The organism is Sphingopyxis soli (assembly GCF_018682675.1).
Classification (GTDB): Bacteria; Pseudomonadota; Alphaproteobacteria; order Sphingomonadales; family Sphingomonadaceae; genus Sphingopyxis; species Sphingopyxis soli.
The window spans coordinates 1-23,716 of sequence record NZ_JAFMTR010000063.1 but is presented as its reverse complement, the minus strand read 5'-3'; the positions used below and the strand labels follow the sequence as shown (position 1 = coordinate 23,716).

Below are 23,716 nucleotides of genomic sequence, written 5' to 3'. Positions count from 1 at the left end.
GCGGTCAGCGGTTGGCCGCGGCGCCCGCGGCATCACGAGCATCGCGGTCGCGCTGGCGGACGAGACCGGCGTAATTGGCGGAGAGGTTGGCCTGGTTCAGCGCGGCCATATAGGATTGGCGCATCTGGGCGCGCTGGCGGAGGACCTCCTCGCGCAGCCCCTGGAGCTGCTCGATCCCCTTGGTGAGAATGCGCGTCTGGCAGATGTTGGAGTTTCCGGCATCGGCGGCGCCCGCCGCGGTGGTACCGCGCTCGGCGTTCGACAGCGCGAAATCGAGACTGCGCGTGAGGTCGTTGAGCATCTGGTAGGCGAGGGTCAGCGCCACCAGTTCGTCGGTGTCGCCGATCACGCTGTCCTCGACGCCTTCGCGCACGCCCCACTCAAGCATGCGGTAGATCGGCAGCGTCTTCACATTGGCGACGAACTGGCGTTCCTCGGCCGTGAGCGCGGCCCGGGTGCGGATCTTCGTCGCGATCGCCTGCATCCGCTCGCGCGCGAGGATCAGCGCGCCGCGGCCCGGTCCGTCGACGCCGCAATCGGCGCCGGTCGGCGGGATATTGAGCGCGCGGCGCTGGACACGTCCGGTCAGGAAGTCCTCGACGCCTTCGGTCTCCTGCCGCGGGCAGGCGGGGATCGCCGAAAAGAGCGGCACCTTGTCGGTGGCATCCCAGCGCATATAGACGTCGCCGACCCGGGCGCGCATGACCCCGGTCCATTCGCTCGCGCCGACCCGCGCGGCGGCATGGGCGAGGAGCGAGCCGGTGCGGAAGATGTCGGTGACCTCGCGCGGGCAGTTGGCGAGCGCGTCGCGCAGGTCTTCCGTCGGATTGTTCTGGTTCGCCTGGATCTTCTCGCGGCTCTGCTGATAGCTTTTCGCATAGCCTTCCTTGATCGACTTGTAGCCGGTCATCTCCTCGATGATCCCTGACATATTGTCGTCGCCCTTGGCGATCTGGACCATGCGGTTGGCGAGGCGGCAGTCGTTGACCTGGATCGAGTTCAGATAGTTGGTCGCCGCCTCCATCTTTGAGATGATGTTGCCCATCTTCTCGTCGAGGGTTTCGAGGAGATATTGGAAGGCGACGGCGGGCGCGGCCTGCAGGATGCTTTCCAGCTTCTGGACGAGATACTCGGGATCGAGGAAGGACATGCCGCCGAGGAACATGTCGATCCCGCCGCAGCCGGCGCGCACTTTCGGCAACGTCACGCTCATGAGGTAATCGTTGTGGACGTCGACGCGGCCCGAGAAGCCGCCCGCGGTCACATAGCCGCGCGCCTGATCCTCGAAGCTGCCGGGCGAGGTGTAGGTCACATTGTCGAACCAATGCTCGGCCCAGCTTTGGGCATGAGCCGGCGCGGCCATTCCCATAGCTGATAGCGTAGTGAGCGCAGCGATCATCTGGCGGGATTTTGGCATGACTTGCTCCTTTCAATCCTCTCGGGCCGGGTTCGCCATGATCAGCATGTTATGCAAATTAACCTTGCAAAACTGGAATAGAACTCCATAAATGCAAGGATGATTGATCGCCGTATCTCGACGGAACTGGCGGAAAGGTTGGCCGAAGTGCCAGCTGTTGCGCTCATCGGCCCAAGACAGGTCGGCAAGACCACGCTCGCGGTTGAAATCGGCGAATCCAGACCCTCGATCTACCTCGACCTCGAGTCCGATGCGGATCGCGCCAAGCTGGCGGAACCCGAACTTTATCTTGCCGGACATGCGGACAAGCTGGTCATCCTCGACGAAGTCCATCGTTTGCCGGGACTGTTCCAGATCTTGCGCGGGCTGATCGACGCCGGTCGGCGTAGAGGCCAAAGGACAGGCCGCTTCCTGCTCCTCGGCTCGGCATCGATCGATCTTCTGCGCCAGTCGGGAGAGAGTCTCGCCGGACGTATCAGCTACCTCGAAATGCGTCCGCTCGACGGGCTTGAAGTCGGCGATGATCAAATTGACCGGCTTTGGGTACGCGGCGGATTTCCCGATAGCTTCCTTGCGGCGAGCGATCGGGCAAGCCAGCGATGGCGGCAGGATTTTATCCGCACCTATCTCGAACGCGATATTCCAATGTTCGGTCCCCGCATCGCGGCCGAGACACTCCGCCGTTTCTGGACGATGCTCGCACATCCTCAATCCGGCCTTCTCAATGCGGCCGAATTTGCCCGGAGCCTCGGCGTCGACGGCAAGACGGTCGCTGGATATCTCGATCTTCTGGTCGATCTTCTCTTGGTCCGACGTCTCGAGCCGTGGCACAGCAACGCAGGCAAGCGTCTCGTCAAATCGCCGCGCATTTATGTCCGCGACAGCGGACTCGTTCACACACTGCTTGGGCTTTCGTCCTACGAAGATATTCTCGGCCATCCCATCGCGGGGGCAAGTTGGGAAGGTTTCGTCATCGAAACGCTGACCGCCGCTGCCCCGGAGGGGACGAAAGCCAATTTCTATCGGACGGCGGCGGGCGCGGAAATCGATTTGCTGCTGACGCTTCCTGGCGGCGAGCTTTGGGCAATCGAGATTAAGAGGAGCCTGCAACCCAAGCTTGAACGCGGCTTTCATCATGCCTGCGACGATCTCTCGCCCGCGAAGCGATTGCTGATCTATCCCGGCCGCGAGCGCTACCCGCTTGCCGATGGCGTCGAAGTGATGCCGGTTGTGGTCGCCGGTCATGCACTTCTCGCGGAGGTATAGGCGGGCAGTGTTCATGGCTTGGCACTGCGCTGCGATGGCGCTCCCGGACTGTTCCCGACGATCCCCGTAAACTTGGAAAGCGCACGCACGCCGACAGCGGGTTTCACCCCAGTCAGCATCTTGGCGGACAGATAAAGATTGCGCGCGAGGTTCGGACTATGGTCGGTGCCGACCGCGATCGGGATGATACGGTTCGCGTCCTTCACCGGGCGTACCCAGGCTACGGGATGCCCGACCCAGGGGAGGCCGACCCGACCCGAGCGCAGCATCGCTTCGTCGGCGCCGAGCGCCCGAACCCGCCAGCCATAACGGCGTCCGAGGTCTTGGAGCTTCGGCCAGAGGTCGGCGCAGGGGAGGCAGCCCGGCGCCGTGCTCATCTCGACGATGAAGGCGCCGCCCGCGCCGCGCAACTCCTCGGCGAAGTTAGGCGGAAAGGACCGCGTTACCGGAACGCGCGCGAGCCAGACGTTCATCTCGGCCGCGCTCGCAACCGGGTGGATCGCGGCGCGCGCCGCCTGCTCGCGCGAAGGGGACTGCGCGAGCGCCGGCAAGGCGAGGCCGACGCAGAGCAGCGAGAGGAGGGCGCGCGCCTTCATGGCCGAGGTTCGAGGCTCGAGGTGACGAGATCGCCGCCGAGTGCGCGGGGATCGGTCGCAGAGACCGGCCCCGCCGACAGGGCATCGAAGAAGCCGTCCTCTTCGCCCGCGCCGGTCAGGAATTGCTCGGGCCGGATATCGCCGAGCAGCAGCCGCACCGCCTGGTAAGCGGTCTGCGAAAGGTTCGGATAGGATTCGACGCCGCTCGCGATCACCATGCGCTGGGCGCTGCCGCGGCGGATCACCATCGTCGTCGGCGTGATCTCGACCCCGAACCGCGTGGCGAGTTCGGGCCGCTGGTCGATGTCCATCAGCGTGACCTGCCAACCGGTTTCCTCGCGGAAGCGCTCGATGATCGGCCACTGCACGCGGCAGTATCCGCAGCTCGAGCGCGAGAACATCACGAGCGCGAACTGCCCGGCCTGGCCGCGAAGATAGTGCCGCCGGACCTGCTCCTTCTCGGCCCCCATCGTGGCACGCGCGTCCCCGACCATCGGGTTGGCGGACTTGGCGCTGAGTTCGGGGTGATGAAGCATCGCGACCTGGGTGACGCCGGCGAAGGCGCGGGCCTTTCGCCTCGCAAAGTCCTGCAAGCGCCAGAAATCGGCGACGGCATCGATCGTGAGCACGGTCGCGGCATAGTCGCGCTGCGCCTCGATCAGCTTGCGGATCTTCGGCGGCGTTAGGCGCGCAAGCTCTGCCATCGGCGGAATCCGGGGCTTCGCCAGCGCTTCGGGGTCCGCATCGTCATCCTTAGGCGGCGGGGCCTGATACCACCAATAGCCTTGCTTGGGTTCGGGCTGAGCCGTGCGGGAAAGCTGAGCCGCAGCGGGCACCGCAACGCCGACGGCCAGCGCGACGAGCGAGAGCAGGGAAGCGCGCATCACAACAACTTCTCCATCCGCTTGAGCTCGCCGATCGGCACCGGGCCATAATAGCGGCTGTCGAACCCGCTCGGATGGTGCGAGCCGACATAGATGGTGCCGGGCAGGATCAGCCCGTTGTCGGGACGCCAATGCTCGAGCCGCTGGCCGTTTCGCCCGAACGGTTTGCTGATACCGAGCAGCTTGCCTTCGCAGAAATACCAGCCGTCGAGCGCATTGGGTTCGAAGGTCGAAGGCTTCTCGATCAGGCTGATGCGCTCGCCGGGAAAGCAGAGCGCGAACTTGGTGACATTGACAGGTTTTGGTCCCGCGAGCGGATGCGAGAGCGTGAACATGACGAGGTCGCCTTTCGCGATCGGCCCCGGCGCGGCGCGCACGGCCCAGGCGTCGATCGACGGCGACATGACCCAAGTGACCTGTGCCATCGCCCAGCAGGCGAAAAGGCCCGAGGGAATGACGATCGCGCAGGCCTTCCATAGCCGGTTCGGGCGCGCGGGCTGCCCAAGCCCTTCACTGCCGAGCGCGACCGCCGCGCGGCGCGGCAGTCCTTTCAGCGCGATGGCAAGTCGCTTACCGAGCTTCCAGGCGTGACTGAGCATCGCGCACCTCCTCCTTTCCGCCGAGGCGGGCAATTTCTTCGAGCAGGCCGGAGAGCGCCGCGTCACCGTAAACGACATGGGAAGCGCGCGGACTCTCGTCCTCGCGCTCGCAATAGGGGAGCGCCGGATCGCCCGGGATCATCGCGAGCGCAGGCACGCGGGCGACGCCGTGCTGGCGGAAGACCAGCGGGTCGACGATCACCTGGATGTCGCGCATCACGCAGGCCGGGCCTTCGCAGCCCGGATCGAGCCGCAGCATCTCGGCGGTGAGCTTCGCCATCGGCGCCACCTTGGTCATCCCGCCCGGCATGCCGCGAAATGCGATCACGCCGCGCGCCTTCTCAACCTGCGCGGCATAGGTTCTGAGCGTTGCCGTCGGCATCGACGAGGAGACGAACAGCACGGGCACCCAGCCCTTGGTCGCTTGCGCCGGCCCCGCATCGGCGATGGCCTTCATGTCGGGCGCTTCGAGGCCGAGCGCCTGGCCGAGCCGCTTCGCCATCGCCTCGCGCTCGGCAGCGAAGCGATCCTTGCCGGCCTTGAGCGCGTCGCGCGCACGTGATTCCATTGCCGGAGACTTGGAGTGGCCGCGCAGGGCTTCGAAGGCGCGGCGGCGCTCGGCTTCGGTCGGCTCCGGCAGCTCCGATGGAGCGTGGACAGACTCGACTTTTGGCCGCGAGATTGCGCCGCGCAGCCGTTCCATCGCGGCATTGCCTTCGCGTTCGATCTCACTGCGCGCCGACGAGGGCTCTTCGGTCCCCGGCGACACCTGCGCTGTCCCGGCGCTGGGCATCCCCGCCCATCCGGCGAGCGCGATCAGCGCGGCAAGGCGCGGCCTAGCGGCCGATGGCCTGCGTATAGGCATCGATGCGATCCTTCATGTCGATCTGGATGTCGGCTTGCGCGCGGGCCTCGATCTCGTTGTAATATTCGGACAGGTCCATCCGGCTGAAGTCGAGCGCCTGGAATTCCTCGGGCGTGAACCCCCGGCAGTTCGGCGTCTTCACCGGCCCCCAGCCATCGGCAAAGGACTTGAGTTGCGGACGGCCCTGTTCCTGGATGATGCGGCCGAGCTTGGTGTTGAAGCAGCAATGGCTGCGCGATTTCTGGACGCAGATGCCGAGGATCTTCGACGAGCAATAGCTGCCGATCTCGACGCACATGCCCGAGCCGCGCAGCATGCCGACTTCCATATCTTGCTGGTCGCAGGAGGTGAGCAGGAAATCGATCATCACGTTGATCGCGAGGCTGATCGCGATCGAGGTCGGATCGATGCCGACGATGATCGCATTGGCGCCCGCGCTCGCCGCCTGGCTCGCTGTCGCCCCGGCTTGGAAGGCGGCATAGGCGGCCTTGGCGCCGGTGAACACGCCCTTGGCGATCGCGATCTTGGTCTGGGTCGATGCGAGCGACGAGCCCATGCCGTCCTTGACGATCTTGCCCTTGTCCTTGCAGCAGCTCTGGAAGCCGGTCTTGAGCCCGGCGGGGCGGCAGCGCAGCGCGCGGCCCGCGAAGATCTCGATATTGCCGAGGCAATTGCCATCGGCATCGACCGGCCCATCGGCGGGCGCGCCGGGATCGTCGATAACGGGCTCATCCTCGATCGGGTTCGCGGCGGTATCGATACAGCTATGCGGCGAGCAGGCCGGAACGCCGCCGCTCGTCGGCGTCTCGCAGCCATATTGGGGTCCAAGCGGGCACGACCAGCCGCCGCCGGGCTCGGCTGCGCACCAGGCGCGCTCGAGCGGACATTGCCATCCGCCGTTTGCTGTTCCGGTGCAGCTTGCTGTTTCGCCGGGGCCGTCGGCCTCGCCGCTGCCGTCGAGATCGGCGGCGCAAATCTGCTGGGCGTGCGCTGGCGCGGCCGCGAGCGCGCTGCCGATAGCCAGCCCCAGGACTAGCAAAAGGATCAGCGCGGCCCGGTGCGGCCAAGGGATGTCGCGCCAGCTCATCGCGCCGTCGCCGTGCAGGCGAGATCGGCGCCGGCGAGCCGGACCGTCTGCATCACCACCACCGCTTCGGGGAAATCGTCGAGACAGCCGCAGGGGCTGACGATCGTCTCGCCGGGACCCGCCGGGCAGACATTGTCGGCGCGGCAGACATGATAGAAGGTGTCGAACCCGGTCGGGTTCGTCTGCCTGGCGCCGACGACGCCATCGGGCGCGGCGTCTGCGTTCGCCTTGGGCGCCCGCGTCTTGCAGATCGCCTCGCAGGCGGGCACCGAGCCGCGGTCGGGGAGCGCGAACGGCCGCGTCAACGACGCCATGCCGCCGTCGGCGGTGCGCACGCGGTCGGCGAGCATCGTCTCGGTCGAATGGTCGATGATCCACGCGCCGCGCCTGAGATCGGGCTCGGGCATGGAGCCCGTGTCGACGACGCATTTATAGCTGCGCTCGCGGCGGAAGAAGTCGCGGGTGAGTTGGATGGTGCACGACCCGGTGCCGAACAGGCGGGTTTGGGTGAGGGGTCTCAGGCCGGTGCTGATGCCATTGCGGAAGGTCTGGACGCCGTCGACATTTTCGCTGTCGAGGCGGCACTTCGTATCGCCGCCTGTGCCCGCGCACAGGTCGACGAGCCGCTCGCTGGGCTCGCAGCCGGGCGAGACGCGGATCTCGACATCGACGAGACCCCATTGGGTCGTGAGCGGCGCGCCGCCGCCCCCGCCCCGCACGCGCGCCGATACGGTTGCGGGACCTGCCCGGAGGTCGGCCGTGAAATCATAAGGCGTATAGTTGCGCGCCGCGCCGCCGTCGGTGCGGCAATCGCCAGAAGGCAATCCAGTGGTCAGCCAGGGGCGCGGTCCGGCCGAGCTGACGATGCGGCCGTTGACGCGGCCCTGGACCCAGTCGTCGGCGCCCATCTCGACGATCTGTGCGGATATAAGCTTCGCGGGGTCGCTGACTTCGAAGCGCGCGGTGAAGATTGGCGGCGATCCGCTGCAATCGCCGTCGCCGATGATGCGATAGCGGCGACATCCCTCGCCGCAGTCGCGAACCGAATAAATGGAGCCCGACGCGGAGACGATATCGTCGTAACCGAGCGGCAGGAAGGTCACTTCGCGCTCGATCGTGCAGGCCCGGACCTGCTCGGCACGGCCCGTGCCGGCAGGTGAGCCAGCGAGCGACTGGAACAGGCTGTTCGACCGCGATGCGGCAAAAGCGTCGCCCTGGATTGCGGTCGGGTTCGCGCGATAGGCCGTCTGGGGCAGGGCGGGATCGGGGCTGCACGCGGTCGATTGCGCGCCGACATATTGAATGACGGGACCGTTCACCCGTGCGTCGGCGACACCGTTGCGCGGATCGTGGCTCGACAGCGCGCCGACCGCACCGCCGCCAAGATCTTTCAGCACCGACGGCAGATTGCCCATGACGAGGTTCGCGCCGCAACTGTTGTTGACGCAATAGCAGCCGGCGAGCGCAGGCATCTCGACTTCGGCGAGCTTGAGGTCGCCGCTGCTGTCGACATCCCATTGGAAGCTGCGGCAGTCGCTCCAGCTCCCGGGGCGGCAGGAGATCACGCCGTTGGCGCAAATCCCCGACACCGGCACGGGCAAGGTCGTCACGCTATCGAATTGGCCGTCGATATCCTTGTCGCGCGCGATGCGGACGGTAGTGATATCGCCGCCCGCGCCAGGCTGGATCAGGATTTCAAGGAAGTTCGCCGTCTTCTGGCAGGCGAGGTTCGGCGTGAAGCTCTTGCTCTTGTCGACCGTCGCGATGGACTGCCCGGCGAGGCCGGGGCTGATGTAATTTTCGAGGATGGCTTCGCTGTCGCTGCTCTTGGAGCGCGACGCCTCGGCCGCGGTGCGCGCACGGTCCTCGATCGTCTGGGCCAGCGCCACGCCGGGGAGCGCGGCCGAGATAGGCAACAGGGCAAGAAACCGCGGGGTCACGAGCGATTCCCGTCGATGGTGCGCGAGCCATGGGCCACGCGAAACAGGTCTCCCGCCCGGAAATCATCGCATCCGGGCGGGAGGAGCCGAAACGCCGCCTGGCCTTCGAAGACGGTGAGCACGGCCTTCACCTGCGAACGCAGCGGGGTTGAGGCACAGCTTTCCGCCGTCCGAGGTTCGGTGGCCGCCTCGGCTGAAGGTGGAGCGGCGCCCAAGGAGAGGGGGCAGGGCGCCGCCCCCGCCTCGCGCGCCTGCCGGCAGCCACCAGGGCTGTGGCGGGCAGACCGGGCCGATTCCGGGCTGCGCGCAAGGCGATCGGTATGCGCCGGAACCGGCGCCGCATCAGGGCGTCGAGATGCCAGCACAGCAAATCGCTTTCTCGAAGAGCATGAACTGGGCGTTGTCCTTGCCGGGCGCATGCTTGCCCGAGGTCCAGAGTGCGCCCGGGCGGCCGATGTTGACGCACTTGCCGCCCTTCACCGGCTCCATCAGTTGGAGCTTGTATCGGCTCTTGGTCCAGATGGGCTGCGGCTTGAACGAGCAGCCGTCCGCCGAATGAATAGTGAGCGCGCCCATGCGGCCCATCATGAAGGTGCCGCGCGCGGCCAGCCCTGCCCAGGCCTCGACCCGGTCGCCCATGTGGATGTCGCCGGCGACTGGATAGGTCGAGCCCCAGCTTCCCATGCACCAGAAGAGCGGATCGACGACCTTGCCGGCGGCGGCGGCCGCGCTGTCTGCCATGCAAGCGAGACCCGCCGCGGGGTTACCGAAGAGGATGCCTTCGGGCTGGATGATCGCACCCAATGTTCCCGACTGCCAGGTCGGCATAACCTCGGTCATCAGCGCAACGTCGAACCCGTCATCTTCGAGGCAAGGAAGGTCCGTGAACATGTCGAGCATCTTCCAGACCGGCGCCTGGTAATAATGCATCTGTGCAAACAGCTTGGTCGTGTTGGTGCCATCCGAGATCGACGACTGACTGCCCTGCAGGCGCCCGCCGGTCGGCATGATGTCCAGCCCAAGCGCCATCATGCAGCCGGGCTCGGTCACGACGTCGATCATCCGGTTGGGCGTCCAGAAGCTCACCTTCACGCCGAACCAGAAACTCGCGCCCTTGCGGCAGGCGCAAAGCGGCCTGGAGGCCGACTGGGCGTCGAGCGCCTTGTCGAGCTTGTCATAGCTGCCGACGCGCACGCCGCCGATCGTGATCGGGAAGATGCAGTTCCAGCGTACCTTGGTGATCGGGTTGAAGATCGCGTCCGAGGGGCATTTGGAGGCGTGGACGGGCGCTGCAGGTAACGCGATTCCGGCGAGGAGCGCGGCGGCAAGCGCGGCGAACTTCAACCGTCTCGCCCGCTTCGCGCTCGCGCCGCGCGGCTCGGTGCCGGACGGCGCGTCGAAAGGGACGGAGCGAGCGAGCATAGAATCTCCGTTGCGCCGCTCGGGGCGCGTGAAGGTCAGCGAAAGATGGAAAGGCGGTGTTCGATCCTGCGATCTGCCGGTATCTCGGCCCTATCCGCGGGCAGGAATGCAGGTCTGAACGCCCCGCAACAACGGGTGGGGCGCGAACGTGCCGACGAGAGGCGCGGCTGTTCCGCATTTGCCGGCGGAGGCTTCGGGAATCCCCGCGAACTATCCGGACTAATGACGAGTGACGATCCGCTCGAACTGGCGCCTCAGCGGTGATCACCCAGCGCGCATCGATCGTCGGCGGCCTGGAAGCCGCGTCGCTCTGGTTAGTATTTCACGAGATTGGCGTGCCGGCGCAGGAATGTCTTGTTCTCGCGGCTGTCGTCGCAATAGGTGGGAAGGTCATGACCTTCCCGGCGACTCACAAGAACTCCCGCGTCATCCTCGCGAAGCCGCGCGCGATATTTCGCACGATGCTCGACCCTGAGACGATTCCGGCGTGGCGCCTGCCGAGCGGCGTGACGGCCCAGATCGAACATTTCGACTCTCGCCCGGGCGGGGCTTACCGCATCGCATTTCAGCAATCGCGGGAGGGGCCAGAGGAGAGCGAATCGAGCAAGGTTGCCGGTGTCGTCGACGGCAGGTTCGCGGAAATTCTTCCCGACGAGCGGATCGTCGAGAGCGTCCGCTTCGACATCGCAAACCCTCCCTCGCAGGGAGAATTGTCGATCACGACCATACTCGAGCAAGTCAAAGACGGGACAAAGGTTACGATAGCGGCGGCGGATGTTCCGTCCGGGATCAGCGAAGGCGATTGTCGCGCCGGGATGGATATGATGCTCAAGAAGCTCGCCAACTTCGTCGAATAACGATCAAAAAAATGACACCCACCCGGCCGAAGCCGAATGGGTGTCAAGATGAAGATCCCTGTCCTCGTTGCCGAGGGAGAGCTCTCCTGGGTCGCAGTGCCGGGTTATGCGCTCTGTTCGATTCGGGATTGGATGAAAGCGCCAAAAGGCCAGGACGCGAAAGATTGTTCCGCTCTGGGCAGCGAGCAATGGCCAATCGTTGCGAAGGGCGCGCGGTCTATTTAATCGGACGTCGACGTTCGATCTCGAACTCCTGCAGTTCGAGCTTCTGCCCAACCTGCTCCACGATGACGGGCGCGACGGTCAGTCCGAGCCGATCCCTGATACGCTCTTCGAGGATGAAAAGCGGTCGTCCCACCTTCTCACCGAGCGCGATCGGATCGGTCGATGCTGTCTCTCCCCCGGCCAGCAATATCCAGTCGATCGGACGGGCTTGCATGATCGCCCAGCCAATATCACGCGGATGCACGACCACGAGCCGCTGCGGCAACGATACATAGGCAAGGGGATTGAAGGTGTAGCCCTTCGGGTAGAGCAGCTTGCCATCGGGCAAGCGAATTTCGAAATCGAGCGTATGAAAGGGGATGACGGTGCGCCGCCGATCCACCGCCGCGACGCCGAGGGCCGCGGATTTCATAGCGCTCCAGCCTTCTCGTGGCCCGAACCGCTCGGCGATACTCGGCGGCTGCCGCGCCGCGCGCGCCTCAATCTCGGCGAGGGCGTCGGGCTCGGCAATCGGCCAGGTCCGGCCAATGATCGACGTCTGACCATGCGCTGACGCGCCTATGAAGACGGCGGCGGCGACAAGCCCTATCGACATCCCGAACTGCAAGGCCGCGAGCCGGATACGCTGGGCGTCATGGTCCACCGCGATTTCTCCACCTGTCCTTCGGATCGACCGCGCTTTCGCCGATGACCGCGCCGATGAAGCAGCCTAGGGTCAGCAGACCGAGGAGGATGATCAGCGACCGAGGGGAAGGCATGTTCGCAGGCGCAACCAGCAGGATTGCGGCCTGCACCACGCCGAAGAGGAGCCCTGAGACCACGAGCCGGATCACGCCGGGCGACGGCGCATTGGAGAAGATGCCGTTCACCGCTGCCGACGCCCGCGCCACCGGATCATCAACCCGCTCGCGACGTTCGACAGCCAGATCAGCAGCATCCCGCTTGCGAAGCAGGCGATGCCGACCGTCACGGATGCCTGGACGACGATGTCCGTCGGCTGTTCGACAAGCAGGCCGGCGATCAGCACCAGTCCCGACATCATCACCGTCTCGATCGCGACAAGGCGGAAGCGCCAATAGAAGGCACGACGCTCGGCCTCCGCCGCGACAGCTGCCTCGAAGCGCATGCGGTCGGACGGCAGCATGGCGGCCAGATCGAGCCGAAGCTGGTCCGCGTTAGCCGCGCGCCGCGTCATGGCAGGTGCTCATGCGCGGTGGCTGGCAACGACCGCTCGCCGAGAATCTCGCGCGGGTCCACGCCCGCCAGTTCGCACACGGCTTCGAGCGGCGAACGACCGCTGCGTACCAGCGCCTCGAAAGCCGCCACATCCTCGGGCGCCGACGTGTTGATCCAGTACGAGAAGGGATCGACAACGATGCGAGCGATGCCGAGCCCGAGCGGACTGTCGATGAAGACCTCGCTGTAGTTCGGCTTGTTGTTGCGAACCGACTTCAGGAGGTCGAGAACGAACCCCGAATAATCGAGGATCTTGTTTTCGACCGCCTTGTCGTAGGTCGATCCCTGCAACAGGAACCGGGTGGCGGCATTTTCGAGGATCACCTGGCCGATGCCCCCGAACAGCAGAAGGTCGTTCATGCTCTGGAGAATGATACCGAAACTGCCCCGATATTTGCGCGCGCGGCGATAGCCCTGGGCGATGGCTTCGGCGAGGCGGGACAAATCCTGGCCCGGGTTGTTGGGCATGAACTGCGCGGTTTCGTCGCAGATCACGAATCGCGGGCGATCGCGGGCCGAGAGGTAGAGCTCTTGCGTCACCGCGTTGATCACGACCATCACGACCACGTTGAACAGGTCGGGTATGGCTTTCAGGCGTTCGAGTTCGAGCACGACGAACTCGTCCGAGCTGATGTCGAAGGTCGACGGCCCATTGAAGAAATGCCCATAGGCTCCGTCCGACCCAAAATCGCGCAGGTTGAACGCGAGTTCGCGGGCGACTGGCTTCAGATGGTCGACGCGGTCGAGGTCGGCTGCGGCAAATTGCGGATAGGCGCCGAGCCACGCACGGACGGAATCGATGCCTTCGTCGGCATGGCCCTCGTCGATCGTCCACTGGACCGCCGATTTGATAAGGTTCCATTCCGAGGTCGAGACACCCTTGCGCGTCGCGGCATTCGCCATCTCGGCGACGATCGCGACCGCCATCGCGATCGCCGACTGCTTGTCCTCGCCGTCGAGCGCAAGCCCGAGATCGAAGGGGTTGAGAACGAGCCGTTCCTCACCGACGTCGATATAACGGCCCGAACAGAGGGTGCAGAGCTTGCGGTAGCTGCCGCCGATATCGATGATGCGGATCAGCGCGTTCTGCGCGAAATATTGGCGGCAAAGGTCATTGAGCAGGAAGCTCTTGCCGGCGCCGCTTTCGGCCGCGACGATGAAATTATAATTGTTGATGCGCGGGTCGAAGAGATCGAGCGTGATGAGCTGGCCCTTGCGTCCGGTGTAGAGCAGGGCAGGGCGGCCGCCGCCGCGGAAATCGGTCTGGATCGGCGCCATCAGGGCAGTCGCCTTCACCGGCATCTTGAAATCGCGCTCGAGCATCCTGATCGTCCGGCGTTCGGGATAGAGGCCGAACGGCAGGCTCGCGGTGAGCAGGATGGGATTGAGGTAGGATTCTTCCTGCACCATCCAGGGGAGCGGCTCGCTTTCCCAGAGGCGCTTCGCGCGCGCGGCCATCTCGCGCGCCTGGTGGCGGTCGCGGCCGAACACCCAGACGCAGGGCATCACCGAGACGAAGCGGCTGTTGCCTGCCTCGTCGAGTACCCAGCCGATCTCCTCGATCTGCTTGCCGACCTCGACCGCGAAGCTTCCCGCGGCTTTCTGCGCCGAGAGGATCTGCGCGCGCTTGTGAATCTCGAACTGCGAATGGTCGAAGAGGATGTTGAGGCAATAGAGGAAGGGCCCGCCGATCTGGTCGCTGTCCTCGGCACTCCCCCGCATCCCGCCTGTCAACCGGTTGGCGCGCTCCGCGGTGACGCGCCGCGCCGGTGCTTTCGGCGTCAGGCAGCGCGCGACCTGGTTGCCGAGAAAGACTTCCGGACCATCGAACGCGAGATCGGGGCCGGCATCGATGATCTGCTTGCGGATCGGCGGCGCCGCGTGGGCGGCTGCAGCCGTGGCGTAGACGCCGGGCGCGGCGTCGAAGACGCCATTGAAGATGCGCCGATAGAAGGCGACCATTTCTTCGGGCTCGAGGCGGCGGATACCGAGCTTGGCAAGCTGCTCCTCGATCTGGCGGCGAAGGTCGCTGTGCATCGGCGCGCGCGTCTTGACGGCAAGCAAGGTCCGGAAATCGCGCACGGGGATGCCGTGAAGCGCGGCGAGACCATTTCGCCCTTCGTTGAGATAGGCATGGGTTCGCCGCGCCGAAGCCTGGATCAGCGGATCGGGCCGCGTCTTGAGATCGAGATATTGGTCGAGCGCGGGCGCGATCAGCGGGTCGGCGAAGCTGATGAGCTGGACGACGCTGTTCTCGGGGAACTGGATATTGAGCAGACCGAGAAGGGCTTGGTGGACATGCGCGAACATATAGGCCGCGGGCGTCAGTTCCCAGGCATAGCCCCAGCCGTCGTCGATGCAGAGAAAGGCTTCCTCTTCCTCCACCCACGCTACGAGCGGCAGGAAGTCCGAATAACGGTCGCGCGCGACGCCGCGATGGAGGTCGGCAAAGGTGAGGCCGCCGCCCGTTCGCGTCCCGGGCGCCTTCACGGGCGCAGCTCGGCGGGCAGCGATATCGTTGGGGCTGGCTCGGTCCCGGGCGTCTCGCGCACCTGTTCGAGCACCGGCGCGCGCGTAGCGGCCGAGACGGGCGGGACAAGATAGCCGCCGACCACCCAGGAGGGGGTTTCGAGGACCGAGTAGACGAAGCGCGGCATGTAGAGCCGGTCGGGCCGATTGCGATCAGCATAGGGGAGGATCAGCGTCCGCACGGCCTGGGCGGGCCGCAGCATCGGCGTATCGGGTGCGTCGATAAGTCCCTGGAGCTCGCGATAGACGCTGTCGCGATAGCTACCGTAGGCGCCGGTGTCGCCGCGGCCGCGGCCTACCGCGCCGCGCGAGTTCGTTTTGAGCAGAGCTTTGTCGCGGGTGACCGGCGGGTCCGAGTGCGACGCGTGGCCCAGCGCCGCATCTTCATAGGCCTTCTCGGGGTGGATGCATTGGCCGTGATCGTCGTTCTTGCAGCTGAACTTCTCACTGTAGGGCGACATCGCCGATCCGAGCGCCGTGCAGCCCGACAGCAACGTGGGGATGACAGCGAGGGATGACAGCCATGCTTTGCGAATGGGGCGATCGTGTGGGCGGCAATGCATCATGAGTCCTCCTTTGCGCCGGTGGCGCGGGGTGAGAGCGGCCGTGCGAGGGTCGACCAATCATTGTGGATTGGATGCTCGCGAACCGGGGTTAGTAATCTTTGGATGGCCGCGTTTCCGGGTCGCGAACAAGGGCAGGGGCAGGAACCTGCCGGTCGGAGGCAGCGTCGTGCTTCCCTTCCGTCGGCCGAAACTAACCGGTCAGAATTTCTTCTGTTCGCACTTGCAGCATGAAATGAGGATACCCATATCCCTGATGCCTTTCAGGCATCCTCTCCCAAAACTTCGCAGGGTCGGCGTGAGCCGGCCCTTCTTTTTGCTGCCGGCTTAGGAGGGACGGTTATGCAGTGCGTTCAATCGCGCCCGCGCCTTTGCAGCCATGAGCGGATCGACCTCGCAGCCGACATAGCGGCGCCCGGTCAACGCAGCCGCCTCGCCGGCGGCGCCGGAGCCGGCGAAGAAATCGCCGACGAGACCGCCAGTCGGACAGGAGGTGCGCATAAGGATCGCGAGCAACGCCACGGGCTTTTCGGTGCGATGGAGGCCGCTGCGCACGCTGTTTATCTCGATCACCGATTTCATGATCCGCGTGCCGTCGTCATGATAGGCGCCGCCGCCGATTGACCCGGTGTGTTTCGTCCGCGCTCGCCTCAGTTGAACCGATTTGTTTCGCGTTGTCGCTGGTACGCGCTGAACGTCGTTGTAGACGTCTCTCCAAAGCGCGTCGTGACGATAATATTGCACGATGATCTCGTGGACTCGTTTGAAGCGGTCGGCTGCAAATCCGGTTCCGTTGGCTTTGCGCCAGACGATGTCCTGGGCGTAACGCAACCCCACTGCTTCGAAACGGCCAGCGTCGGCGAGCAGATAGCGTAACGAACCGAAGACCCAAAGCGAGCCTACGGGCTTGAGCAATGCCGCGGCGAGCGCATGCCGGCCTTCGACACGCCTGTCCCAGCAGAGGGTAGTGATGCAATAAGGAGGACCGGCAATGATCAGGTCATAGGGACCATGGGCGGCCGCGATCTCGCGGCAGTCGCCGCAAAGGACGGCAGGGCAACCCGCCAAATCAGAATTTGCTTCCGGCCGTCGGCTTGATCTCGAGGGTAACGCCCTCCTGGATAACCACGACAACATCTTTCGCGGCGCCGACTTCGACGATCGGACCGGCCTGGCGCGCGAGATCGAGATAGAAATCCGTCAGCTTGTCCGACGACTTCGAAAGACCTCCGGCGATCCCAGCCTTGGCGGCGTCGCCCGCATCGAGCGTCCGCACCGACCCAAGCGCTGACGTCGAGACGTCGCCGATGGTGTTCTCGACCGTCTGGCTGATGCCGCTGATCGTGCCGGCCAGGAACGCGCGGGCAAGGCTCGCCCCGGCGCGCGTGACAACCTTGCCCGACAGCCCCTTCTTTCCGTCCGTGTCCACGAAGAATCCCTTGATCGGTTGGTCGACCACCGAGCGTTCGTCGAAATCGACGCAGGACAGCGAGACGAGCTGGACCTCGACCCGCTCTTTCGCGAGGCTGCCCGTCGCGTTGCCGATGACGAAGCATCCCGAGAGGTTTGCCTTCACATCATTGGGCAAGACCGCGGGCGCCTGGACGCGGGCAATCAGCGGCTCGGGGTTCGAAGTCGCATCGCGGCTCGCGAGCGCGTCGATCCCGGTCAGCAGCCTCGCCTTCATGAAACCAGGCGGCAAATAGATCGTCCGCGTCTTTTTTTTAGCGCTACCTGGCGCGGCCTTCCCGTCGGCCGCAGCGACCGCTCCTGGCGCCGACACGGCGGCACCGATCGCGCCGATCGTCTTTTCGACGGGTGGTGCGGGCGGGGCAGGGGGAGCGGCAGGCGGCATGGGCGGCGCCGGGATTTCGCCCGCCATGCCTTCGGCTTCGCCGGGCGCCGGCGGGTAATCGGGAATGGCGCCGGGCAGCGCGGGCGGCAGCCCCGGATCGCCATCGGGAGACGAGGCGGGTTTGCTGCCGGGGATGACCTTGCCTTCCTCAATCGCCGCGACGCGCTCGCCGAGCAGCGACTGGCCTTCGAGGATCTTCTGGAGGTCGCCGCGCAGCTTCACCTCGAGGCTGTCGCCGCGGAGCCCCGCACCCATGTCGAGCTTGGTCGCCGCGGGGGCTTCGGGCTTGCTGTCATCACCGCCCGTGCTGGCGGTGTAGAGGCCGGTGCCGAGCAGCGCGACGACGCCGGCGACGCCGAGCTGCTTGGCGCGTAGCTTCTGCTTCGAGTTCATCCTCGCCCAGCGCTCCTTGAGCGCGAGCAGGGCTGGGCCACGCTCGGGCCGCGCGGATTCAGGTGGTAGCGGCTGGCCAATCTCGCCGAGGTCGAGCGCCTCCTGTTCGGGGGCGGCGGTCATTGTCCATCTCCGCGCCGGATGACGACCAGCCGGGCGCTCTCGCCAGCTTTGAGGGAAAGCCGGTCGAGCGTCACCGCAAAGATGTCGGAGCCGAGCGCACGGTCGAGGAACTGCCGTTCCTCCAGAGCCGCATCGCTGTCGCTGGTGATGCGATATTCGGAAGCCGAGAGGCCAGATCCTTCGATCTCTAGCTGGCGGCGTTCGGTGAGTGTCGCCGACGGCATAGCCTGGATCGTGATAAGGCCTGATCGCGGTGCGACTTCGGTGAAGCTCGCCGGCACGCGGTCCTGCAGCATGGCGAGGCTGATCGAGATGGCCCGCTCTTCCTCGACCAGTGGGCCGAGCAAATCCTCGTTGGCCCGCGCGCGTTGCGGACGACCGGGTACGAGAGTCACGGTCTGGGCCGGGATATCCGACGGCTCGGCGTGAAGCGGATAGATGGCGCCATTGCAGGAGATGAAGAACTCGCTCGGTGTCGTCACATAGGTGCGGGTGACCGCCCCCATGTCGTCGATCTCTTTGACGAGGAACTTGATCCAGGCGTCCGAGCCAGCGCGCTCGACGGCGATAGCCTTCTCGGCCGAGAACTTCACATCCTCGATCTCGCCGCCGACGCAGACGATATGATTGACGTCGCGGTTCGAGAGCCGGATCGTGCTGACCTGATCGGGTAACGCGGTAATCGCCTGCGCGAATGCGGAAGTCGGCAGCAGCGACGCGGCGCAAATGAGCGCCACGCCCGTCCTAGCGAGCCTGGACATCAAAACTCTCCTCGGTGAGCGAGACCAGCCAGAAGCGGCCGTTCTCGATGGCGTAGCGAATGCGAAGGTTGCCGCGGAATTTGCGGATGACGCCGCCGATGACCCGCACCTTCTCGATGGGGACGAGGATGTCGCGGTCGGTCCACTGGACTGGCTGGTCGGGGCGGATATAGGTTGCGATCGACAGCGTCGGGTTGCCGGCAAGCTCGTCGAGGATGCTGTTCAGGCTGTCGCGCATGCTGTTGTAGGCCGACGGATGGACGATCGAGAGCAGTTCCTGGAACTGCCGATCGGCCGAATAGGCCGAATAGGTTCCGGCAAGCGCGACGATGTTGCGCGTGATCGTGCGGATATAGGCGGCTGACGGTTTCGAGCCCGTCACATAGAGATCGCCACCGGCGCCGAACGGCACGACCACGGTGCGCTGCTTCTGGTCGGAGCTGTAGATGACAGCGCCGAGCACCGCGGTGATGCCGAACAGCCCGACGATCGCGAACTTGAGCAGCCGGTTCTCCTCGAACAGGTTCGACGAGCCTTGGACATAACGGTGGATGCCGAAGCTCGCCGGCTTGCCAACCAGCGGGTCGACGGGAGCGGTTTTGCGGGAACGCGAAAACATGGGCGCCCTCATTCGTAGAAGCGGGTCTGAGTCGGACCCGGATAATGACGGAAGCGCAGCATTCCCCATCGCCACGCGAGATGCGCGAGGAAGCCGCGCGGCTGCGCGCGCTTCCACGGCAGGAAAAGGAGAAGGGCCGCGATGAACGCCCAGCCGACCAGACCGCCGACGATGACGGCGACGAAGATGGTCGTGACCACCAGCACGAACTCGTCCGATCCGAACCAGAGGATCTGGACCGGCTTGTGCAGATACTGGGGCAGGCGTTCGTCCATCGACCCTTCTCCTCCTGCTTCACAACCCCGCGTCCGCAGGCGCTGGCCACGGGGCTTTTTCCGGGAGCCATCCTCCCGGTGACCGGATTGCAAGCGAACGGTGGAACCGGAACGATCGCCTGCAATCCGATGCCGTCAGATCACCATGCCAAAGGTCTGGAGGATCGAGTCCGCCTTGATCAGGCAGACCGCCGCCACGATCGTCGGGATGCCGATCATGATGTTGGAAAATAGCCGCGACACGCCGAACAGGAAGGCGGCGACGCCGCCGACGAAGCCGAGCGGGCCCTTGACCCCCTGGTTCACGACGATGTCGTAGATGTCGTAACCGAGGTCGCCGGCGACCGGCGCGGTGAACGCATGCGCGCTCGCGGCGATGATCGACAGCAGCAGCACCGGGATGCCGATGTTGGCGACCGAGAGCGCATTGTTTCGGAGATTTTTGATCACATTACTCACTTTCTCAAAAGTCGGGCTGTCCGCTGACCTGCCTGCCGGCATCGACGAGTATCGCTGTCGGCCGACGACTGCGCTGGACGGCCCGATGGGGGCGCCGCCGCCGGCATTCCGGTGCGCCCGGGCAGGGAGCGATGATGCTCCCGGTGCTCGGGCGTCCGCCAAAAAGGGGAAGGCGTCAGCGAGGCGCATGGGCGGTCTTCGCTGAAGAGAGGAACGCCTCGATCTCGGCTTGCTGGAAGCCGGAGATCAGCTTGCCGCCGGCGATCAGTGTCGGCGTGCCGGTGATACCGGCCGAGCCGACAATCCGCGCGTGGGCCTCGACCTTGGTGCGGCCCTCGGCGCAAGTTCGGAGCACCGCGGGCGCGGCGCCGGCGTAGATAGACTTGAATGCAGCCTCCTTGTCCGATGAGCAGAGAATATGCTCGGCCTTCGCGGCCGCCTCGGGATGGATGCCGCTGACGAAGAAGACCAGGCGTCGGACCGGCTTGCCTTCCGCTGCTTTCGCCGCCCAATAGCGGTCGAGCGCGCGGCAATAGGGGCAATCGGGATCGGTGAACTCGATGATGGTCGGCGCGTTCTCGGGGCCGACAGCGAATGCGACCGCAGTGTCGATCGCCTTCAGTCGCTTCGCCGCCCCGGCCTCCTGCGCAAGCGCCGTCAGGTTGACGCCGTTCTTGTCGAAGATCGACGCGAACAGCAGATGCTCGCTCTCGGGGGCATAGTACACGATGCGGCCACCGGCACTTGCCTGGTAGAGCGGTCCTTTCACCGGTGCCGGCCCGAAGTCCTCGAACTGGAGATTGGTGAAGGTCTGGTGGAGCTGTTGCTCCGCGTCGGCAGCAGCTTTTGCCAGTGCCATCCTCTCGCCGATTTCCTGGGAATTGGCGGCGGGGCTGATGCTGAACAACGCCGCAATCAGCGGAAGGCTTGCGACGGACAAAAGGCGCGAAGAGCAATCATCGGCAAAATTGCGTAGCATGTGTCCTCCTCAGCGCGGAGTGCGCCATTCGACATTGACCGGGGCGGAGACTGGGCATGAAGACATCATTGCGCCCTGACCGCTGTTCATGTGGAGGGTGGATCGCGGTTACGGCGCGGCGGGACAAGGCAGGGGGCACCGTGCTGCCCATAGCAGGCAGGAGAGTGCAAAGCGGGTCCGCCGATGAGCGCGCCATTTCTAAACGGAGCGGGATCCGGGTGATCCCAATCTGGCGACAAGCTGAACGAAACTTTCGGTTTGCAAGCAGTTCCCGTTGCCCGGCTCACGATGGCCGATCAGCATTGCACCTGCCGAACGCAGTCAATGCTTGGCCATTTCGGGCAGGAATTAAAATGACAATCGTAACCACCAGTCACGATGCATTGCTGGCGCAACTGAAGGAATCTTCAGGTCGACGGATTGAGGGAGAACGACGACGTCAATTCCTCTCGCAACGACAGTTCGCAACGCGGGTCGGTATTAGCATTCGGTGGCTGCGCGAAATTGAGAGTGGCAATCCGGCCGTGAAGTTGGAGGATCACTTACGCTGCGGGGCGGCGCTGGGTCTCGCGCCAAGCCACATTTTTTTCCCACTGCTTTTTCACGCGCACGGCAAGCCTTTGTCGGCTGATCCGCCACATCACAATCAGGCTGATCTCGAGTATCGCTGTATCCGTCTGATCGCGCGGCACACACAGGGAAGGCGAACAACACCTTGACAGGACTAATTACCCACGGGTTGCTTTCATTTGAAGGTACGCCCCCAACGGTTTGAAGCGTCCCGGGTTTTCCGGAGGCTCCTATTTGTGAGAAGGAGCTACGATGAGCGCTATAAGGAACAAGTTTTCGCCTGAGTTTCGCGATCGCGCGGTGCGGATGGTGGAGGAGCACCGGGGGATTACCCGTCGGAGTGGGCGGCGATGTCCTCGATTGCCGGGAAGGTCGGCTGCACGACCGAGACCTTGCGCCGCTGGTGCCGTGAGGAGGCTGGCCGACGAGCGGGACCAGCGGCGCAGGCCGCCAGCGACCGGGACCGGGTCAAGGCGCTGGAACGCGAAGTGAAGGAGTTGCGCCGGGCCAACGAGATCCTGCGCAAGGCGTCCGCATATTTTGCTCAGGCGGAGCTCGACCGCCACGGCAAATGGTGATGTCGTTTATCGACGCTCACCGCGAGGAACTGGGTATCGAGCCGATCTGCCGCGAACTGGCGGTCGCCCCATCCTCCTACCACGAGCATGCCGTCCGTCTTGCCGATCCCGGCAGGCGTCCGGCCCGTGTGCGACGCGATGACGAACTCAAGGAAGACATCAAGCGTGTCCACGAGAACAGCTTTGGCCTCTACGGCTCACGCAAGGTCTGGCACCAGCTGCGCCGCGAGGGCATCGCGGTAGCCAAGTGTACCGTGGAACGGCTGATGCGGACCATGGGGCTGGTGACGTGCTCCCCTGAAATGTGACCGATTTTGAGTAGAGTCCGACGCGAAGGAGTCGGACGTAATGAAGCGAAGCAGGTTCAGCGAAGAGCAGATCATCGCGATATTGAAGGAGCATGAGGCGGGGATGCCGACGGCGGATGTATGCCGCCGGCACGGGATCAGCTCGGCGACCTTCTACAAGTATAAGGCCAAGTTCGGGGGTCTGGACGTGTCGGAGGCGCGGCGGCTTCGGGCGCTTGAGGACGAGAATGCGAAGCTGAAGAAGCTTCTGGCCGAGGCGATGCTGGACAATGCGGTGCTGAAGGATCTGACATCAAAAAAATGGTGACGCCCGGCGCCAAGCGGGAAGCCGTCGCATATGCTCGTGACCATCACGGGCTGAGCGAGCGTCGGGCGTGCAGCCTGGTCGGCGTGAGCCGCCGGGTGATCAGATATGAGCCGACGAGGCCGGATGACGGTGCTCTGCGGCAACGCCTGCGCGAGCTGGCGGCCGAGCGCCGCCGGTTCGGCTATCGTCGTCTGGGGTATCTTCTGGCGCGGGAGGGCATGCGCCCGAACCACAAGAAGCTGCTGCGTATCTATCGCGAAGAGGGACTGCGGGTCCGCCGCCGTGGTGGCCGCAAGCGGGCCTTGGGCACGCGGGCGCCGATGGCACTGCCGCAGGGTCCGAACCAGCGCTGGTCGCTCGACTTCGTATCGGACAGCCTGGTGTGCGGTCGGCGGTTCCGCATCCTGTGCATCGTCGATGACTTTACGCGGGAGTGTCTGGCGCTGGTGGCCGATACGTCGCTGTCGGGCATCCGCGTTGCCCGGGAACTGACGACGCTGATCGGCCTGCGGGGGAAGCCTCACATGGTCGTCAGCGACAACGGCACCGAACTGACCTCGTCGGCGATCCTGCGCTGGTCGCAGGAGCGTCAGGTCGAATGGCATTATATCGCGCCGGGGAAGCCGATGCAGAACGGCTTCGTTGAAAGCTTCAACGGACGCCTGCGTGACGAATGCCTCAACGAGACCCTGTTCACGTCGCTGGCGCATGCCCGCTTCGTGCTCATGGCTTGGCGATACGATTATAATCACGTCAGGCCGCACTCGAAACTGGGCGGGCAAACACCCGCCGAGATCGCCGGCCAATGGTCCTGGGGGCATGCCCCCAGGACCATTGCCATCCCATCAATCAACCATCATGAAGGAGCCGGACTCTACCTCTGACTGGTAACAATCAGGGGAGCACGTCACAATCCGCACGGACCACTCGGTGGGGGCCGGTCAATCTCACACCCATTCCTCGCCCAAGACTGCAATTGGCGCATGAAATCGGCGTCGGAGGG

24 protein-coding genes, 1 pseudogene and 1 other annotated feature are annotated in these 23,716 nt (G+C 64.9%); of the genes and pseudogenes, 5 read left to right on the top strand and 20 right to left on the bottom strand.

Going from position 1 to position 23,716, the window contains the following annotated elements:
• Nucleotides 1–4: 4 nt before the first annotated feature.
• A complete protein-coding gene (locus J1N50_RS10080; RefSeq protein ID WP_062770270.1) occupies nucleotides 5–1,417 on the bottom strand; it encodes a conjugal transfer protein TraH in 1,413 nt (470 codons plus the stop codon).
• Nucleotides 1,418–1,516: 99 nt separating this feature from the next.
• Here J1N50_RS10080 and J1N50_RS10075 point away from each other — a divergent pair, with 99 nt between their 5' ends.
• On the top strand, nucleotides 1,517–2,683 hold the full coding sequence (locus J1N50_RS10075) for an ATP-binding protein (RefSeq protein ID WP_215353382.1): 1,167 nt from the start codon (nucleotides 1,517–1,519) through the stop codon (nucleotides 2,681–2,683).
• Nucleotides 2,684–2,694: 11 nt separating this feature from the next.
• Here the strand turns inward: J1N50_RS10075 and J1N50_RS10070 are convergent, their stop codons facing one another.
• The 7 genes from J1N50_RS10070 to J1N50_RS10040 form a co-directional block, all read right to left on the bottom strand.
• On the bottom strand, nucleotides 2,695–3,279 hold the full coding sequence (locus tag J1N50_RS10070) for a thioredoxin domain-containing protein (RefSeq protein ID WP_062770264.1): 585 nt from the start codon (nucleotides 3,277–3,279) through the stop codon (nucleotides 2,695–2,697).
• The gene (locus J1N50_RS10065; protein ID WP_215353381.1) at nucleotides 3,276–4,163 is read right to left on the bottom strand and encodes a conjugal transfer protein TraF; all 888 of its coding nucleotides are present in this window, start codon (nucleotides 4,161–4,163) and stop codon (nucleotides 3,276–3,278) included. The genes J1N50_RS10070 and J1N50_RS10065 overlap by 4 nt, the downstream gene beginning before the upstream one ends.
• Nucleotides 4,163–4,762, bottom strand: a complete 600-nt coding sequence (locus tag J1N50_RS10060) for a S26 family signal peptidase (RefSeq protein ID WP_062770252.1) — start codon at nucleotides 4,760–4,762, stop codon at nucleotides 4,163–4,165. Before J1N50_RS10060 ends, J1N50_RS10065 begins: the two co-directional genes overlap by 1 nt.
• Nucleotides 4,734–5,555, bottom strand: a complete 822-nt coding sequence (locus tag J1N50_RS10055; protein ID WP_246553341.1) for a type-F conjugative transfer system pilin assembly protein TrbC — start codon at nucleotides 5,553–5,555, stop codon at nucleotides 4,734–4,736. Before J1N50_RS10055 ends, J1N50_RS10060 begins: the two co-directional genes overlap by 29 nt.
• Nucleotides 5,556–5,598: 43 nt before the next feature.
• Entirely contained in the window at nucleotides 5,599–6,714 is a 1,116-nt protein-coding gene (gene traN, locus J1N50_RS10050; RefSeq protein WP_062770246.1) for a conjugal transfer protein TraN, read from the bottom strand.
• On the bottom strand, nucleotides 6,711–8,654 hold the full coding sequence (locus J1N50_RS10045) for a hypothetical protein (protein WP_294027726.1): 1,944 nt from the start codon (nucleotides 8,652–8,654) through the stop codon (nucleotides 6,711–6,713). The genes traN and J1N50_RS10045 overlap by 4 nt, the downstream gene beginning before the upstream one ends.
• 342 nt (nucleotides 8,655–8,996) lie before the next feature.
• Nucleotides 8,997–10,076 (bottom strand): TraU family protein, encoded by a 1,080-nt coding sequence (locus J1N50_RS10040; RefSeq protein ID WP_082813418.1) that lies wholly within the window; start codon nucleotides 10,074–10,076, stop codon nucleotides 8,997–8,999.
• A 260-nt stretch (nucleotides 10,077–10,336) separates the two neighbouring features.
• On the opposite strand from J1N50_RS10040, the gene J1N50_RS10035 reads away from it, so the two are divergent.
• Nucleotides 10,337–10,933 (top strand): SRPBCC domain-containing protein, encoded by a 597-nt coding sequence (locus J1N50_RS10035; RefSeq protein WP_062770243.1) that lies wholly within the window; start codon nucleotides 10,337–10,339, stop codon nucleotides 10,931–10,933.
• Between the two features lie 217 nt (nucleotides 10,934–11,150).
• Here the strand turns inward: J1N50_RS10035 and J1N50_RS10030 are convergent, their stop codons facing one another.
• The 12 genes from J1N50_RS10030 to J1N50_RS09975 all read right to left on the bottom strand — a co-directional run bounded on the left by J1N50_RS10030 (nucleotide 11,151) and on the right by J1N50_RS09975 (nucleotide 20,830).
• On the bottom strand, nucleotides 11,151–11,753 hold the full coding sequence (locus J1N50_RS10030) for a hypothetical protein (protein WP_062770330.1): 603 nt from the start codon (nucleotides 11,751–11,753) through the stop codon (nucleotides 11,151–11,153).
• A 37-nt stretch (nucleotides 11,754–11,790) separates the two neighbouring features.
• Nucleotides 11,791–12,027 carry a hypothetical protein gene (locus J1N50_RS10025; protein WP_162928323.1) on the bottom strand — a complete coding sequence of 79 codons (237 nt, stop codon included), beginning with the start codon at nucleotides 12,025–12,027 and terminating at the stop codon, nucleotides 11,791–11,793.
• On the bottom strand, nucleotides 12,024–12,353 hold the full coding sequence (locus J1N50_RS10020) for a hypothetical protein (protein ID WP_062770237.1): 330 nt from the start codon (nucleotides 12,351–12,353) through the stop codon (nucleotides 12,024–12,026). The genes J1N50_RS10025 and J1N50_RS10020 overlap by 4 nt, the downstream gene beginning before the upstream one ends.
• Nucleotides 12,350–14,884, bottom strand: coding sequence for a TraC family protein (locus J1N50_RS10015; RefSeq protein WP_062770234.1), 2,535 nt, complete (start codon nucleotides 14,882–14,884; stop codon nucleotides 12,350–12,352). The genes J1N50_RS10020 and J1N50_RS10015 overlap by 4 nt, the downstream gene beginning before the upstream one ends.
• Nucleotides 14,881–15,489 carry a TraV family lipoprotein gene (locus tag J1N50_RS10010; protein WP_246553339.1) on the bottom strand — a complete coding sequence of 203 codons (609 nt, stop codon included), beginning with the start codon at nucleotides 15,487–15,489 and terminating at the stop codon, nucleotides 14,881–14,883. The genes J1N50_RS10015 and J1N50_RS10010 overlap by 4 nt, the downstream gene beginning before the upstream one ends.
• A 324-nt stretch (nucleotides 15,490–15,813) precedes the next feature.
• The gene (locus tag J1N50_RS10005; protein WP_062770231.1) at nucleotides 15,814–16,554 is read right to left on the bottom strand and encodes a DNA-methyltransferase; all 741 of its coding nucleotides are present in this window, start codon (nucleotides 16,552–16,554) and stop codon (nucleotides 15,814–15,816) included.
• Between the two features lies 1 nt (nucleotide 16,555).
• On the bottom strand, nucleotides 16,556–17,857 hold the full coding sequence (locus tag J1N50_RS10000) for a TraB/VirB10 family protein (RefSeq protein WP_082813416.1): 1,302 nt from the start codon (nucleotides 17,855–17,857) through the stop codon (nucleotides 16,556–16,558).
• Nucleotides 17,854–18,618, bottom strand: a complete 765-nt coding sequence (locus J1N50_RS09995) for a type-F conjugative transfer system secretin TraK (protein ID WP_062770228.1) — start codon at nucleotides 18,616–18,618, stop codon at nucleotides 17,854–17,856. Before J1N50_RS09995 ends, J1N50_RS10000 begins: the two co-directional genes overlap by 4 nt.
• A complete protein-coding gene (locus J1N50_RS09990; RefSeq protein WP_062770225.1) occupies nucleotides 18,602–19,237 on the bottom strand; it encodes a TraE/TraK family type IV conjugative transfer system protein in 636 nt (211 codons plus the stop codon). The genes J1N50_RS09995 and J1N50_RS09990 overlap by 17 nt, the downstream gene beginning before the upstream one ends.
• A gap of 8 nt (nucleotides 19,238–19,245) precedes the next feature.
• Entirely contained in the window at nucleotides 19,246–19,512 is a 267-nt protein-coding gene (locus tag J1N50_RS09985) for a type IV conjugative transfer system protein TraL (protein ID WP_054588706.1), read from the bottom strand.
• 135 nt (nucleotides 19,513–19,647) lie between these two features.
• Nucleotides 19,648–19,962: a hypothetical protein gene (locus J1N50_RS09980; RefSeq protein ID WP_062770222.1), complete on the bottom strand. Its 315-nt coding sequence runs from the start codon at nucleotides 19,960–19,962 to the stop codon at nucleotides 19,648–19,650.
• Between the two features lie 184 nt (nucleotides 19,963–20,146).
• Nucleotides 20,147–20,830, bottom strand: coding sequence for a DsbC family protein (locus J1N50_RS09975; protein ID WP_246553357.1), 684 nt, complete (start codon nucleotides 20,828–20,830; stop codon nucleotides 20,147–20,149).
• A 473-nt stretch (nucleotides 20,831–21,303) separates the two neighbouring features.
• Between J1N50_RS09975 and J1N50_RS09970 the strand changes: the two genes are divergently transcribed.
• The 3 genes and pseudogenes from J1N50_RS09970 (at nucleotide 21,304) to J1N50_RS09960 (ending at nucleotide 23,597) form a co-directional block, all read left to right on the top strand.
• Nucleotides 21,304–21,669, top strand: coding sequence for a helix-turn-helix domain-containing protein (locus J1N50_RS09970; RefSeq protein ID WP_215353379.1), 366 nt, complete (start codon nucleotides 21,304–21,306; stop codon nucleotides 21,667–21,669).
• A 103-nt stretch (nucleotides 21,670–21,772) separates the two neighbouring features.
• Nucleotides 21,773–22,382, top strand: a pseudogene (locus J1N50_RS09965) (IS3 family transposase); the annotation flags it as partial.
• Nucleotides 22,053–22,167: a sequence feature (AL1L pseudoknot), on the top strand. It overlaps the preceding pseudogene by 115 nt.
• Nucleotides 22,383–22,446: 64 nt before the next feature.
• A protein-coding gene (locus J1N50_RS09960; RefSeq protein WP_137869471.1) for an IS3 family transposase occupies nucleotides 22,447–23,597 on the top strand; the annotation gives its coding sequence in 2 pieces (ribosomal slippage) (nucleotides 22,447–22,699 and nucleotides 22,699–23,597; 1,152 coding nt in all).
• The last annotated feature ends 119 nt before the right edge of the window (nucleotides 23,598–23,716 follow it).

Coding starts and splice junctions, on each gene's coding strand:
- J1N50_RS10080 (WP_062770270.1), bottom strand. CDS start 1,417: ATGCCAAAATCCCGCCAGATGATCGCTGCGCTCACTACGCTATCAGCT.
- J1N50_RS10075 (WP_215353382.1), top strand. CDS start 1,517: ATGATTGATCGCCGTATCTCGACGGAACTGGCGGAAAGGTTGGCCGAA.
- J1N50_RS10070 (WP_062770264.1), bottom strand. CDS start 3,279: ATGAAGGCGCGCGCCCTCCTCTCGCTGCTCTGCGTCGGCCTCGCCTTG.
- J1N50_RS10065 (WP_215353381.1), bottom strand. CDS start 4,163: ATGCGCGCTTCCCTGCTCTCGCTCGTCGCGCTGGCCGTCGGCGTTGCG.
- J1N50_RS10060 (WP_062770252.1), bottom strand. CDS start 4,762: ATGCTCAGTCACGCCTGGAAGCTCGGTAAGCGACTTGCCATCGCGCTG.
- J1N50_RS10055 (WP_246553341.1), bottom strand. CDS start 5,555: ATGCCCAGCGCCGGGACAGCGCAGGTGTCGCCGGGGACCGAAGAGCCC.
- traN (WP_062770246.1), bottom strand. CDS start 6,714: ATGAGCTGGCGCGACATCCCTTGGCCGCACCGGGCCGCGCTGATCCTT.
- J1N50_RS10040 (WP_082813418.1), bottom strand. CDS start 10,076: ATGCTCGCTCGCTCCGTCCCTTTCGACGCGCCGTCCGGCACCGAGCCG.
- J1N50_RS10030 (WP_062770330.1), bottom strand. CDS start 11,753: ATGTCGATAGGGCTTGTCGCCGCCGCCGTCTTCATAGGCGCGTCAGCG.
- J1N50_RS10020 (WP_062770237.1), bottom strand. CDS start 12,353: ATGACGCGGCGCGCGGCTAACGCGGACCAGCTTCGGCTCGATCTGGCC.
- J1N50_RS10010 (WP_246553339.1), bottom strand. CDS start 15,489: ATGATGCATTGCCGCCCACACGATCGCCCCATTCGCAAAGCATGGCTG.
- J1N50_RS10000 (WP_082813416.1), bottom strand. CDS start 17,857: ATGACCGCCGCCCCCGAACAGGAGGCGCTCGACCTCGGCGAGATTGGC.
- J1N50_RS09995 (WP_062770228.1), bottom strand. CDS start 18,618: ATGTCCAGGCTCGCTAGGACGGGCGTGGCGCTCATTTGCGCCGCGTCG.
- J1N50_RS09990 (WP_062770225.1), bottom strand. CDS start 19,237: ATGTTTTCGCGTTCCCGCAAAACCGCTCCCGTCGACCCGCTGGTTGGC.
- J1N50_RS09985 (WP_054588706.1), bottom strand. CDS start 19,512: ATGGACGAACGCCTGCCCCAGTATCTGCACAAGCCGGTCCAGATCCTC.
- J1N50_RS09975 (WP_246553357.1), bottom strand. CDS start 20,830: ATGGCACTGGCAAAAGCTGCTGCCGACGCGGAGCAACAGCTCCACCAG.
- J1N50_RS09970 (WP_215353379.1), top strand. CDS start 21,304: ATGACAATCGTAACCACCAGTCACGATGCATTGCTGGCGCAACTGAAG.